11 protein-coding genes are annotated in these 13077 nt (G+C 74.2%); 2 read left to right on the top strand and 9 right to left on the bottom strand.

Going from position 1 to position 13077, the window contains the following annotated elements:
- Positions 1 to 45 precede the first annotated feature (45 nt).
- Positions 46 to 3528: a protein kinase domain-containing protein gene (locus tag ACQEVB_RS15505; RefSeq protein WP_432971039.1), complete on the top strand. Its 3483-nt coding sequence runs from the start codon at positions 46 to 48 to the stop codon at positions 3526 to 3528.
- Here ACQEVB_RS15505 and ACQEVB_RS15500 read toward each other — a convergent pair.
- Together ACQEVB_RS15500 and ACQEVB_RS15495 are read right to left on the bottom strand one after the other, a co-directional pair.
- Positions 3522 to 5333: a metallophosphoesterase family protein gene (locus ACQEVB_RS15500; RefSeq protein WP_432971036.1), complete on the bottom strand. Its 1812-nt coding sequence runs from the start codon at positions 5331 to 5333 to the stop codon at positions 3522 to 3524. The two genes, ACQEVB_RS15505 and ACQEVB_RS15500, sit on opposite strands and share 7 nt — an antisense overlap.
- 228 nt (positions 5334 to 5561) lie before the next feature.
- Positions 5562 to 6305 carry a Clp protease N-terminal domain-containing protein gene (locus ACQEVB_RS15495; RefSeq protein ID WP_432971033.1) on the bottom strand — a complete coding sequence of 248 codons (744 nt, stop codon included), beginning with the start codon at positions 6303 to 6305 and terminating at the stop codon, positions 5562 to 5564.
- A 90-nt stretch (positions 6306 to 6395) separates the two neighbouring features.
- Here ACQEVB_RS15495 and ACQEVB_RS15490 point away from each other — a divergent pair, with 90 nt between their 5' ends.
- Positions 6396 to 6536 carry a hypothetical protein gene (locus ACQEVB_RS15490; protein ID WP_432971030.1) on the top strand — a complete coding sequence of 47 codons (141 nt, stop codon included), beginning with the start codon at positions 6396 to 6398 and terminating at the stop codon, positions 6534 to 6536.
- A 36-nt stretch (positions 6537 to 6572) separates the two neighbouring features.
- Here the strand turns inward: ACQEVB_RS15490 and ACQEVB_RS15485 are convergent, their stop codons facing one another.
- Genes ACQEVB_RS15485 through ACQEVB_RS15455 form a run of 7 tightly spaced genes read right to left on the bottom strand, consistent with a single transcriptional unit; the run spans position 6573 to position 13067 of the window.
- Positions 6573 to 7337 (bottom strand): sugar isomerase domain-containing protein, encoded by a 765-nt coding sequence (locus ACQEVB_RS15485; RefSeq protein WP_432971027.1) that lies wholly within the window; start codon positions 7335 to 7337, stop codon positions 6573 to 6575.
- Positions 7334 to 8539, bottom strand: a complete 1206-nt coding sequence (locus ACQEVB_RS15480) for a hypothetical protein (RefSeq protein WP_432971024.1) — start codon at positions 8537 to 8539, stop codon at positions 7334 to 7336. The genes ACQEVB_RS15485 and ACQEVB_RS15480 overlap by 4 nt, the downstream gene beginning before the upstream one ends.
- The gene (locus ACQEVB_RS15475) at positions 8536 to 9201 is read right to left on the bottom strand and encodes an N-acetylmannosamine-6-phosphate 2-epimerase (protein ID WP_432971021.1); all 666 of its coding nucleotides are present in this window, start codon (positions 9199 to 9201) and stop codon (positions 8536 to 8538) included. Before ACQEVB_RS15475 ends, ACQEVB_RS15480 begins: the two co-directional genes overlap by 4 nt.
- Positions 9198 to 10124 carry an N-acetylglucosamine kinase gene (locus ACQEVB_RS15470; protein WP_432971018.1) on the bottom strand — a complete coding sequence of 309 codons (927 nt, stop codon included), beginning with the start codon at positions 10122 to 10124 and terminating at the stop codon, positions 9198 to 9200. Before ACQEVB_RS15470 ends, ACQEVB_RS15475 begins: the two co-directional genes overlap by 4 nt.
- Entirely contained in the window at positions 10121 to 10939 is an 819-nt protein-coding gene (locus tag ACQEVB_RS15465) for a carbohydrate ABC transporter permease (RefSeq protein WP_432971015.1), read from the bottom strand. The genes ACQEVB_RS15470 and ACQEVB_RS15465 overlap by 4 nt, the downstream gene beginning before the upstream one ends.
- Positions 10936 to 11793 (bottom strand): carbohydrate ABC transporter permease, encoded by an 858-nt coding sequence (locus tag ACQEVB_RS15460; protein ID WP_432971012.1) that lies wholly within the window; start codon positions 11791 to 11793, stop codon positions 10936 to 10938. Before ACQEVB_RS15460 ends, ACQEVB_RS15465 begins: the two co-directional genes overlap by 4 nt.
- Entirely contained in the window at positions 11790 to 13067 is a 1278-nt protein-coding gene (locus tag ACQEVB_RS15455) for an ABC transporter substrate-binding protein (RefSeq protein ID WP_432971009.1), read from the bottom strand. The genes ACQEVB_RS15460 and ACQEVB_RS15455 overlap by 4 nt, the downstream gene beginning before the upstream one ends.
- Positions 13068 to 13077: the final 10 nt, after the last annotated feature.

The following is a 13077-nucleotide window of genomic DNA, read 5'->3' as shown; positions in this document are numbered from 1 at the left end:
GCCGTCCCCCCGCGCTGTGCCCCCGGACAGCCCGATCCGTCGACAGTGTCCGAACACCGGCCCGGAGTCAACGGCGGCCGGTTGCCCGTCCGCGCGCCGCGGACCAGGATCGACGACGCGATGGCCGACGCCGATCCGAGCAGGACGCAGCGACCACCCGCACCGGACGACGACGTTCCCGACATCCGCACCGAGCTGGCCGCGGCGGGTTTCGTCGATCCCGAGGAGATCGGGCGGGGCGGGTTCGGCGCCGTGTTCCGGTGCGGGCAGCCCGAACTGGACCGGACGGTGGCGGTCAAGGTCCTGACCTCGCACGTCGACCCCGACAACCTCGAGCGGTTCCTGCGCGAGCAGCGAGCGATGGGGCGCCTGTCGGGGCACCCGCACATCGTCGCGATGATGCAGGTCGGCGCCACCGCATCGGGCCGCCCGTTCATCGTCATGCAGTACCACCCGAAGGGCTCGCTCGACGGCCGGCTCCGGCAGCACGGCGTGCTGGACTGGCCGGCGGTGCTGCGGCTGGGCGTGAAGATCTGCGGCGCGCTGGAGGCCGCCCACCGCGCCGGCACGCTGCACCGCGACGTGAAGCCGGGCAACATCCTGCTGACCGACTACGGCGAGCCCCAGCTCACCGACTTCGGGATCGCGCGCGTCTCCGGCGGTTTCCAGACCTCCGTCGGGGCTGTCGCCGGCTCGCCCGGCTTCACCGCGCCCGAGCTGCTGCGCGGCGCCGACCCCACGCCCGCGGCCGACGTCTACGGGCTCGGCGCCACGCTCTTCTGCTCGCTCACCGGGCACGCCGTGTTCGAGCGGCACTCCGGCGAGGAGGTCTTCGCGCACTTCGTGCGGCTGACGACGCAGCCGGTGGCGGACCTGCGGGAGATCGACGTGCCCGACGACGTCTGCCACCTGATCGAACGAGCGATGGCGGGCGAACCCGCGGGCCGGCCGGCCACCGCCGCGGAGTTCGGCGAGGAGCTGCGTGAGCTGCAGCGCCGCCACCAGCTCGGTGTCGACGACATGGCGCTGCCCGCCGACCTCGCAGCCGCGCCGGCCCCTGACCCGTCCGGGCCGGCCACCGGCGCCTACGTGCCATCGGCAGTGACACCGACGCCCACGACCCCGCCCGCGCCGGCCGCGAAGTACCGGCCGCCGACCCCGGCGGCCGCGCTCGTGCCCCGCGAGCGGCTGATCACCGCGCTGCGCGCCGGCCGCACCCGCCAGCTGACGCTCGTCCACGCGCCGAGCGGGTTCGGCAAGACCACGCTCGCCGCCCAGTGGTGCGACGTCCTGGCCGCCGAGGGCGTCGAGGTGGCCTGGCTGACCGTCGACGAGGACGACGACAACCCCGTCTGGTTCCTCTCGCACCTGATCGAGGCGATCCGCCGGGTCCGCGCCGCGCTCGCGGACGACCTCGCCCAGGTGCTGGCCGCGCACCTCGACGAGGCCGCGCGCTACGTGCTGACCGCGCTGGTGGAGCGCGTCGACGCCGGCCCCGGCGACGTCCTCCTGGTGATCGACGACTGGCACCGCGTCAGCGCCGCCGAGTCGGTCGCGGCGCTCGCCTTCCTGGTGGAGAACGCGGGTCCACGGCTGCGGGTGCTCGTGACCAGCCGATCCCGCTCCGGGCTCCCGCTGGGCCGGCTGCGGGTGCGCGACGAGCTCGTCGTCGTGGACGCGGCCGCGCTGCGGTTCGACGCCGCCGAGTCGCGGTCGCTGCTCGTCGACGTCGGCCGGTTGCAGCTGGCCGGTGCGCAGGTCGCGGCACTCGCCGCGACCACCGACGGGTGGGTCGCGGCGCTGCAGCTGGCCGCGCTGTCCTTGCGCGGAGGCACCGACCCGGCGCTGCTGATCGAGCACCTGTCCGCGCATGACGACATCGGCGAGTTCCTCGCCGCGAACGTCCTGGACGCGCTCGACCCGGCACTGCTGGAGTTCCTGATGCGCACGTCCGTCACGGAGCGGACCTGCGGCAGCCTCGCCTCCGCGCTGGCCGGGGTGCGGCGCGGGCAGGCCGGCCTCACCCTCCCCGGCCCTCCTCCGTCGGGCCTTCCGTCCCCCAGGTTGGAGGAGGTCGAGGCGCGCGGGCTGTTCCTGCAGCGCGTCGGGCCGGCGAGCACGTGGTACCGCTACCACCACCTGTTCCGCGACCACCTGCGCGTGCGGCTCGAGCGCGACCTGGCCGACGAGGTCGATGCGCTGCACCGGACCGCGTCGGACTGGTTCGCCGAGCACGACATGCTGAACGAGGCCGTCGACCACGCGCTCGCCGCCGGCGACCGGGAGCGCGCCATCGAGCTCGTCGAGCTGGACGAGACCGACCTGCTCGAACGCGGCGAGATGACCACCCTGCTGGGGATCATCGCCAAGCTCCCGCAACGCCTGGTCGAGACCCGCAGCCGGATCCAGCTCGTCGCCGCGTGGGCGAACGCGCTGCTGCAGCGGCCCGCGCCGACCCGGACGGCGTTGACCCGGTTCCACGCCGCACTCGACCGATCCGACCTGACCGGCCCAGAACGCGCGGACCTGCGCGCAGAGGCCGACGTGCTCCGCAGCGTCGGCGAGGTCTTCGCCGACCGGCTGGACGGGATCGACGCGCTGACCGCCGACGCGCTCCACCGGCCGGAGTCCCTGCCCGTCCGCGTCGCCGGTGCCGCCGCGAACGTGGCGACCATGGCCGCGACCCTGCGGTTCGACTTCGCCGCAGCGGTGCGCTGGCAGGAGTTCGCCGCGCCGTACCACGCCCGGATGGGACCGTACGTCTCGATCTACGGCCGCTGCTTCGCCGGCATCGCGGCCAGGGAGCGACTCGACGTCGCGGCCGCGGCGGACGCGTTCGGTACAGCCGTCGAGATCGCGAGCACCGCGCTCGGCCCGGGCTCGCACGCGGCGCGGCTCGCCGGCGTGCTGCTCGGCGAGCTGCGCTACGAGACCGGGGACCTCGACGAGGCCGCCCGGCTGCTCGACGCGGGCGACCAGCTCGGCACCGCAGGCGGCGGCGTCGACTTCATGATCGCCCGGTACGCCATCGGGGCCAGGGTCGCGGCCGCGCTCGGCGACCGGCCGACCGCGGCCCGGAGGCTGAGTGCGGGCCTGCAGGTCGCGCGCGAGCTCGCGCTGCCCCGGCTCGCCGCGCGGATCGTCAACGAGCGGATCCGGCTGGGCATCGACACCGCGCTGGTCGACGCGGACGGCGTCCTGGCCCCGCGCACCGTCCCCCGCGACAGCGGTATCGCCACGACGGTCGCGGAGATCGACGAGGACTCGGCCGTCCGGCTACTGCTCGACGGGGATCGCGAGACGGCGTGCAGGCGGGCCGCCGCGCTCGTCGAGGGGATCGACGGCGGCCGCCGCCCGCTGGCAGCGCTGCGCGCGAACCTCCTGCTGGCCGGCTGCCTGGCCGCGCTGCACCGCGACGAGGAGGCCCGCGCGGCACTCGCCCCGGCCGCCGCCCGCTGCGCCGAGCTCGGCCTGCACCGGCTGGTGGCCGACGAGGCCCCGCACGCGGTTCGCCTGCTGGATCACTGACCGGGCCGCGTCGCCTGCCACGGCACGCTGAACGTCTCGACGAGGTGCACCGCCGGCACCACCGGCCGCAGGTCGTCCACCGTGCGGGCGCGGGGTACCGACTCGATGCCCAGCACCGCCACCTCGATCTCGTCGTCGCTGACGCGGAGGCGCAGGTGGCTCTTGTAGTCGGCGATGCGCAGGCCGGAGAAGGCCTCCAGGGTGTGGCAGCCGAACCGGTCCGCGATCTGCAGGTACGTCACGAACACGGCGGTGCCGAGCACCACGAGCAGCGGCAGGGCGAGGATCATCACGTACCAGGGCGCGGTCTGCGGGTCGAGCACCGCGGTCGCCAGCAGCGCCACGAGCGCCGCGGCGGCGAGGTGGCCGAGCATGTGCCCGGCCGTCAGCAGGGCTCGTGCCCAGTCCCGTGGTCTGCGCGACCGGCGTTCCTTCGTGCCGCTCGTCGCGTAGACGTAGAGCAGCGCCGCGCCGATCGCGGTCGGCACCCAGAACTGCCACGCGCGCGTCCAGCCCAGCGGCCAGTTCAACGCGAACGCGAGGAACAGAAGGTAGTCACCCGCCCCGGCCAGCAGCGGGAGCGACGGGCCGTTGCGCCAGCCTGCGGACAGGAAGCGGGTGGCCCCGATCCGGCGGGACGTGTCCATGTCGGGGTAGCAGGTGCGGCGCGCGTAGCGGGCGCTGGCGCCGGAGCCACTGGGCCACGGCTGCAGCGCCATCTCCAGCGTCTCGGGCAGGTGGTGGGTGGAGGCGAGGAACGCGCCGCCGCCACCGCAGGTCACCAGCTCGGGGTCGAACGGCTCGACGTCGCGGTCGCCGCTGTCCCCGTCCGTGCACGTGTAGCGGGCGTAGTGGTGCTGGTCGCCGGTCAGCACCAGCCGCACGCGGTGCCGGTCGGCGTCGCCCAGCACCCGGTCGAGGAACCAGAGCAGCGTGTACAGCGGGGTGTCGGACTCGGCGGAGTACATGTCGTGGCGGGCGTCGCCGGCCTCCAGCCAGCTCGGGCTCGCCGTGCACAGGATGATCTTCGCGTCGCCGAGGAGAGTGGTCGCGTCGCGGAAGTAGGCGAGCTGTTCGGCGTCGATCGGGGCGTCCAGCTGGCTGTCGACGGCCCACAGCCACCAGCGCTCCGACAGCGCGATGGCGAAGTAGCTGCGCGACTGGAACGCGCCCCAACCGCCGACGTCGTCGCGCGCGTCCGGCGGCGGCACCGGCGTGACGACGGGGTGCGGCTCGGCGAGGTGCGGGCGGGTGCGCAGGACCCACGACTCGCAGAAGTTGCGGCGGAACGCGGCCAGCCCGTCGTACCAGTCGTGGTTGCCGGGGAGCGCCACCACCGGCGGCATGCCGCGGACGCGGTCGAGGCTCGCCGCGGCCCGGAACACCTCGTTGAGCCGCAGCTCGTACTGCGCGGCCGACGCCGTCGGGTACACCTCGTCACCGCCGAGGACGAGCAGGTCGGCCTGCGCGGGCCGCGCCGGACCCGGTACCTCCACCGCGGCACCACCGGAGACGCAGCGGGCGGTGGCGAACGTGGCGTCGAACCCGTCGCCGGTGTCGGCGACGTAGTCGACCCACACGTCGGGCCGCCCCAGGTCGGGCAGCCGGTAGAACTCCCGCGGGCTCGTCGCCATCGCTTCCCGCTTGTCGGCGAACTTCGCGAACGACGACGCCTGCAGCACCTCCAGCGCGGTCCGCACCAGCTGCGGCACCGACAGCCACTGCACCGCCGGCGCCCCGTTCACCGCCGTCCGCGGCCGCTGCACCGCATCGAGGACGCGCGCGAACCGCATCGGCAGACCCATGGCCAACTCCCGTCCCGACGCCACGCACCCCCGCAGCGACCGCGGCCAGAGCATCGCCCATCAGGGAACAGCACGCCAGGACGGGCGGGCCGACCCGCCGGGGCGACCTCCGCGGCGCTGCCGCCAGGCGGCCGTCACACCGCTCCCGCGATGACGATCACCACCAACGCGGCCAGCACCGCCGTGGCGACGCAGAAGAGAATGCGCCGCAGCCTCCGGCGCAGGAACTCAGCCCTCGACATTCCGACCGGCCTGCTGCTCCAGCCGCGCCACGCGATCGAGGATCGGGCCCAGTTCCCGGCGGACGACGGCGGCGATCATCGCCGCGGCGTCCGTGGACGTCGCCGTGCTCGCCTGTGCGCGCAGGTGGGTGTAGCCGGTGAGGGCCGCGACGACCGTTCGGCGCGCGGTGCGCAGGTCGAGACCCAGATCCCGCAGGACACGACCGGCCCCGCCCTCCGGCTCGCCGATCAGGCCGAGAAGCAGGTGTTCGCAGCCGACGTAGTTGTGGCCCAGCGCGAGGGCCTCGGTCACCGTCAGCTCCAGCGCGTTCGCGGCGGGACCGCTGAACCGCGTCGCCGTCTCAGGCCCCGGCGGTGCCGCCGGAGCGCCGGCCAGCGCCCGCTGCACGTGGGCAGGATCGACCTCCATCGCGCGCAGGACGTGCAGCGCGAGGTTGGTGCCCTCGGCGAGCATCCCGTGCAGCAGGTGTTCCGTGCCGACGCGGGCGGCACGGTGGTCCCGTGCCTGCTCGATGGCGATCCCGATCACCGTGCGGGTGCGTTCGGTGAACTGCGACAGCTCGGCCACCGGGTCGTCGGCTCCCAGATCGCCCAGCACGATGGCCCGGATCGCGCTGACGCGCCGCACCGACTGCTCCAGCGCCCGCTGGCAGATCGCCGACACCGGCACGCCGGTGGCCTTGACCGCCTCGGCCAGGTCGTCGGGCAGGTACACGTTGATCTTCGGCATCACTGCGCCTCCCGCGGGCAATCATCTAACCCTAGATATAACCCCTATACGGGTTATGCGCAAGGCGCTGATCTACGATCGGGTCGTGGGGTGGTGATCGTCGCGGTCGCCGTCGCGGTGCGCCCGAGCCCGTCCGACACGAGCAGCGCCGCCGGGACCGCGGGGCCGGCCAAGATCGACCGGCCGGGCTCCAGCGCACCTACCTGGCCGCCGACGGCACCGCACCGGTGACGGACGACAGCCTCAGCTTCGCCACGCCCGCTGACGTCAGGGTTCCTGCACACGGATGCGCCCGGCGTAGCGGGCGAGCAGGGCGGCGTTGTGCTCGTCGCCGCCGGGGAGGTTGGCCGAGCGGAACACGGGCGGGGGCACGCCGCGCGCGAGCAGCTGCGCGCACACCTCGGCCGTGACCAGCTGCGCGACCAGCGCCGACGTCACCGTCGACGTCGAGACGATCGCGCCGCCGCCGGCGAGCGGCAGGCCGGCGTCGCCGGGCACCCCGCAGTTGTCGATCACGACGTCGGCGACGTCGCACAGCCGTTGCCCGGACGGGTGCCGCGACGGCGTCGAGCGGCTGTGCTGCAGCGACGTGACGGCGACGACGGGGTTGCCGCGAGCGCGGGCGAGCAGGGCCATCTCGACGACGGACCCGTTGATCCCCGAGTTGGACGCGATGAGGAAGACGTCCTCGGGGTGGATCTCGTGCAGGGCCAGCACGCGCGCGGCGAGGGTCGGGTCGCGTTCCACGGTGGGGTCGAGGATCTCGCCGGGCGCCACCCCGCCGAACATCACGAGGTCCTTCAGGGAGATCTGGTTGGTCGGGATCAGGCCCCCCGCGCGGCCGGTCAGCTCCATCGCGAACGCCTTGGAGTGGCCGGTCCCGAAGGCCTGCAGGATGCCGTCGCCGGCGAGCGCGGTGGCGCAGAGGGTCGCGGCGGCGTGGATGGCGTCGTGCTGGGTGGCGACGACGCGGTCGATGGCGCCCTGCAGCACTTCCAGCGCCGGCAGGGGCGAGACGGTCGGGTGGGTCACGTGTTCTCCGTAGTACGAGCGATGAGTGCGGTGGCCGCGGCGACGACGCGCTCGGCGCCGCCGGCCGCGACCGGCGTGCGGAGCACCTCGTAGTCGGCCCGGGCGTAGGCGTCGCGGGTGGGCAGGTAGCCGACGTAGGCGTTCGTGTAGCCGACGAGGACGGCAGGGGCGAGCTGCCCGGCGAGGGCGAGGAACGGCTCGGCACCCGTCGCGACGAGGGAGATCCCGCCGATCGTCACGGCGGAGACGGCGCAGCTCAGCGCGTCGGGCGGGGGCGCGGCGAGCCGGGCGGCCTGCAGCGCGGTCACCGCGGTGCGGACGGCGACGGCGTCGCCGGAGCGCTGCGCCGCGGCCAGCGCGTCCTCGAGGGCGTCGACGGGGACGGCCGAGCCGGCCGGCTTGGGGTCCAGCGCCACCTCGGCGTCGGCCACGCGCACGACGTCGCCGGCGCGGGCGGTCGCTCCGGCGGGCAGCCGCAGCGCGTCGACGACGGCGTCCGCGACGAGGCCGCCGAGCCGGGCGCACTCGGCCGGGGTCTGCTCGCGCCGGAACGGGCGGGTGCTGACGTCGCCGGCCGCCCCGGTCGCGACCACCACCCACGCGCCGTCCAGGGCACCGGCGAGCGCTCTCCGCACCCCACCGGCCAGGTCGGCGCTGACCAGCCGGTTGCGAGCGTCGAGCACCGTCGGGTGCACGGGCAGCACGACGACCGCGCCGATCGTGCGCTCCCGTGCGCGCACCGTCAGCACGTCGACGGGCACGCTGCGGCCGGGTCGCTCGGCGGAGCGGAGACCGCCGACGCAGGTCACGCGGGTGGTGCGGGCCTCGATCGTGGCCGCGTCCTCGGCAGCGGCAGCCCGGGCCGCAGCCACACGCGCGGCGGTCGTGATCCGGTCGAGCCACGGCGCCGGTGTGGCCGCGCCGCCGGGCTCGCACCCGGTCTCCGGGCCGGCGTGGGTGTGGGTGGCGGAGAGCCAGGTGTCCGGGCCGACCGCAGCCCGCACCGCGGCGGCGAGGTCGGCGTTCACACACGGCACGTCGGCGACCAGCCAGACGAAGCGACGCTGCCCGTCGCTGATGCTGACGGCGGCGACCTGCAGCGGGTCGAGCGTCCCCGTCGACGGGCCGGGGCGCGCCGCGTACCCGCCCATGGGCGTGCCGGCGGGCACGTCGAGCGGCACCGCCGCGTACCCGACCTTCATCGGACGGCCGCCAGGAAGCGCCCCGTGATCAGCCCCGGATCGGTGATGGCGCCGCCCACCACGACGGCGTGCGCGCCGGCCGCGAGCGCGGCGGCGAACAGCTCGGGGGTGGCGTAGCGGCCCTCGGCGATCACCGGGCAGTCCAGGTCCGCGACCAGCTTCGCGACCAGGTCCAGGTCCGGTTCGGACGGCACCGGGCCGGCGCCGGTGTAGCCCGACAGCGTGGTCGCGACCAGGTCGGCGCCGGCCTCGCGCGCGGCGAGCCCGGCGGCGTGGTCGTCGACGTCGGCCATCACGGGCACGCCGTACGCGTCGTGGATGGCGGCGATCTGCGCCCGCAGGGTCGTGCCGTCCGGGCGGGGGCGGCGGGTGCCGTCCAAAGCCACGACCGCCGCACCGGCCGCGATCACTTCGGCGGCCGCGGCGACGGTGGGCGTGATGAAGACGCCGGCCTCGTCGCCGAGCTTGTTGATGCCGATGATCGGCAGGTCGACGGCCGCGTGGATGGCGGCGACGTCGACCGGGCCGTTCGCCCGGATGCCGGCCGCGCCGGCACCGGCGGCGGCGCGGGCCATGCGCGACATCGGGTCGGGGCCGTGCAGCGGACTCTCGGGGCCCGCCTGGCAGGAGACGATCAGGCCGCCGGCCGGGAACGGGATCATCGCGGCTCTCCGGATCGGTAGCGGTGGACGAGATCGCGGTACGCCTCGGCATCCGCGGTGAGGTGGCAGGCGCCGTCGAGCGGGCTGCCGGGCTCGTCCACGAGGATGGCGCGCGGGCAGCACCGCGCGAGCGCGGCCACCCAGGGCTCCCGCAGGACGGCCCTGGTCAGGAGCCTGCTGGAGCACGCGACCGGGACGGGTGCCGGGCCGGGCAGCGTGGCGACCCCGGCGGCGGCCGTGCGGGCCAGCTCCTCGGCGGCCGCGGTGACGACGTCGAGAGCGACCGCGTCGCCGGCCTCGGCCGCGTCGAGGACGTCGACGGCGAACCGCGCGACGTCGTCGACGACGGTCGGCGACGTGTAGAGCCCCTGCGGCATGAGCCGGACCGGCCCGTACCGGCGCTCAGCGCGCTCGGCGAGCAGCGTCGCGGACCCGCGGCCGTCGACGGCGCGCAGCACGGCCGCGAGCCCGGCGCGACCGATGGCGAAGCCGCTCCCGTCGTCGCCGAGGAGGTGGCCCCAGCCGTCGACGCGGTGGCTCGCGCCGGCGGCCGGGTCGACGGCCAGGCAGTTGACCCCGGTGCCGACGGTCAGCGCGACCCCGCGCGCGCCGCGGAAGAGCCCGGCGTGCGCGGTGACGTTGTCGGCGCAGAGGAGCAGCTCCGCGTCGGGCCACAACGCGTCGAGCTCCGCGGCCAAGCGGTGGCGGCCGGGTTCGTCCGAGGGCAGGCCGGTGAGCCCGAGCGCGGCGCGCTCCACCGGGCCGGGCGCGCCGGCCGCCGCCCACGCCAGCCCGACGGCCGCGACGAGCGGGCCGACGATGTCGTGCTGGTAGGCGAAGCCGGGGCCGGTGTGCACCTGCCCGGAGCCCACGACGGTCAGCCGCAGGCCCGACTGCCCGCCGTCGACGGCCACCAGGGTCATCGGATGCCCGCGCTCATCGCCACGCCCTCGACGAACTTCCGCTGCAGCGACAGGAACAGCAGCACCGTCGGGAGCAGCGCCAGCACCGCGGCGGCCATCATCATCGGCAGCCCGTTCGCGCCCATGTTGTTCGACTGCATCGCCGCGAGCCCGACGGGCAGGGTGCGGTGCGCGTCGTCGCCCGCCACGAGCAGCGGCCAGAGGTGGCTGTCCCAGTTGGACATGAACACGAACAGGGCGAGGGCCGCCATCGGCCCCCACAGCTGCGGCACGACCACGCTGACCAGCGTGCGGACGACGCCGGCGCCGTCGAGCCGGGCGGCCTCGATCAGCTCGTCGGGCACCGCGTCGATGGCCTGGCGCATCAGGAAGATGCCGAACGCGCTGGTGCCGGCCGGAACGATGAGCGCGGCGAAGCTGTTCACCCAGCCCAGGTCGTAGATCAGCGCGTACAGCGGCACGTAGATCACCTCGAGCGGCACCATCAGCGTCGCCAGCACCATCACGAACGCGGTGTTGCGGCCGCGGTAGCGGAACTTCGAGAAGCTGTAGCCGGCCAGCGTGCACGTCACGACGTTGAGCAGGGTGACCGTGATCCCGACGACCACGCTGTTGCCGAGGTAGCGGGCGAACGGCGTCTGCGTGAACGGCAGCGCGAAGTTGGACCAGCGCCACTGCTCGGGCAGCCACGACAGCGGGATCGCGAGCACCTCGTTGGGTCCCTTGAGCGCCGACACCACCGCGTACGCGAACACCGCGGCGAACACCAGCCCGCCGCCGACCAGCACGACCCAGAGCACGCGACGGGCGATCATGCGTCGGACCTCCGGAACACCCGTAGCTGCACCAGCGTCACGACGAGCAGCAGCGCGAACACCAGCACCGCGACGGCGCTCGCGCGGCCCATCCGGGCGCTCTCGAACGCGGTCTTGTAGACGAACAGGTTCACCACCTCGGTGCCGAACCCGCCGCCGGTGAGCACGACCTGCGGGCTGAACGACTGGAACCCGCGGATCACCGCGACCACGCAGCACACCGCGGTGATCGGCTTGAGCAGGGGCAGCGTGATCAGCCGGAAGCGCTGCCACGCGTTGGCGCCGTCGACGCGGGCGGCCTCGTAGACGTCGACAGGCAGCCGGGCGAGGCCGGCGAGGAACAGGATCAGGAAGAACCCGGTCTCCTTCCAGATGCTCATGATCACCAGTGCCCAGGGCGCCGCGGCCGAGCTGGTCAGCCAGTCGACGTCGAGCCCCAACGTCTGGTTGAGCAGGCCGGACGGGTTGAGCACCAGCCGCCACACGACGGCGACCGCCACCCAGCTCGTCGCTACGGGCAGGAAGTACAGCAGCCGCGCGAACCCGAAGCCGGCCATCCGCTGCCGCAGCCCCTGCGCCAGCACCAGCGCGAGCACCAGCGCGGGCACGTAGGTGCCGAGCGTGTAGACCACCGTGTTGAGCACGGCGGCGTGGAAGCGCGGGTCCGACGCCAGGTAGGCGAAGTTGGCGAACCCGACGAACCGCGGCCGGCCGGTCAGGTTGTAGTCGAACAGGCTCAGGTAGAACACCCGCAGCCCCGGGTAGACCGCGAACAGGGCGAACAGGACCAGCGCGGGCAGCGAGAGCAGCGCCCCGATCAGGTCGAGCCGTGGCGGCGAGGCCGTCAACGTCATCCGATGCTCCGCTGCGCGGCCGCGTTGGCCTCCTTCAGCGCCGCATCCACCGGCACCCCGTCGAACACGGCCTTGTCGACGGCGGCGTGGATGGCGTCCTGCACCTCGTTCCAGTGAGGGCCGACCTGGTCGTAGCGGCCCTTGGCGTACGCGGCGGCGATCACGTCGATGGCCGGGATCTGCCGCGCCGCGGGGCTCGTGTCCCAGCCGGCGACGGGCTGGACGAAGTTGACGTCGGTGAGCCAGCGCTCGTGCTGCGAGGACAGGTAGGCGATGAACTTCCACGCCTCGGCCTGCTGCTTGCTCGCCGAGTTGACCGCCCAGAAGTAGCCGTAGATCCGGTTCACCGGGGGCTTGGCCGCGTCCACCTGCGGCAGCGGCACGACGGCGAGCTGGGCGAACACGTCCGGGCTGGTCTCCTTGATCTGCTGCAGCGCCCACGGGTAGGTGATCGCCATCGACTGCACGCCGGAGGCGAGGTCCTGGAACGGCGAGGTCGCGTCGCGCGACGACGACGTCGGGTCGGAGATGCCGGAGGTTCGGGCCAGCTCCACCCACAGCTGCAGCGCGGCCACGTTCTCCGGCGAGTCCAGCTTCGCGGTGCGGCCGTCGGGTGAGAGCGGTGAGCCGCCCGTCTGGTTGGCGAGCGTCTGGAACCACTGCGCGTACCAGCCGGAGGAGAGGTACAGGAAGTTGAACGCCTGCTTGTGGCCGGCCGCGTTGAGCTTCTTGCCGGCGGCGAGGACGTCCTGCCAGGTCTTGGGCGGGTTCGCCGGGTCGAGGCCGGCGTCGGCGAAGTGCTTCTTGTTGATCGCGAACACGGTGCCGTTGAACTCGCTCGGGATGCCGTACAGCTTCCCGTCCGGACCCTCGGCACCGTCGAGCGTGCCGGGCACGAACCCGGACTCGACGTCGGGCTTGCCGAACGCCTCCGCGTCGAGCGGCGCGACCAGGCCCTTCTCGATGTAGTCGCCGCGCAGGGCGCCGTCGTCCATGTTGATGATGTCCGGGCCGGCGCCGGTGGACAGCGCGGTCAGCATCTTCGTGTTGAAGTCGGTGTTGGGCACCGTCTGGTACTCGATCTTCACGTTCGGGTGCGCGGCCTCGTACTCCGCGACGAGCTTCTTGTTGAGCTCGACCATCGGCGGGTGGGTGTGCGTCCAGAACGTCAGGGTGACGGGCTGGTCGGGGGTCGGTGCGGCGGCGCCACCGCCGCAGGCGGTCAGCACCACGGCGGCGGCCACGATCGTCGCGGCCAGGCGGGGACGGGACATCGGTCTTCCT

The organism is Pseudonocardia sp. CA-107938, from assembly GCF_050936315.1.
In the GTDB taxonomy this organism is placed as follows: Bacteria; Actinomycetota; Actinomycetes; order Mycobacteriales; family Pseudonocardiaceae; genus Pseudonocardia.
This window is presented reverse-complemented; position numbering and strand designations above follow the sequence as displayed.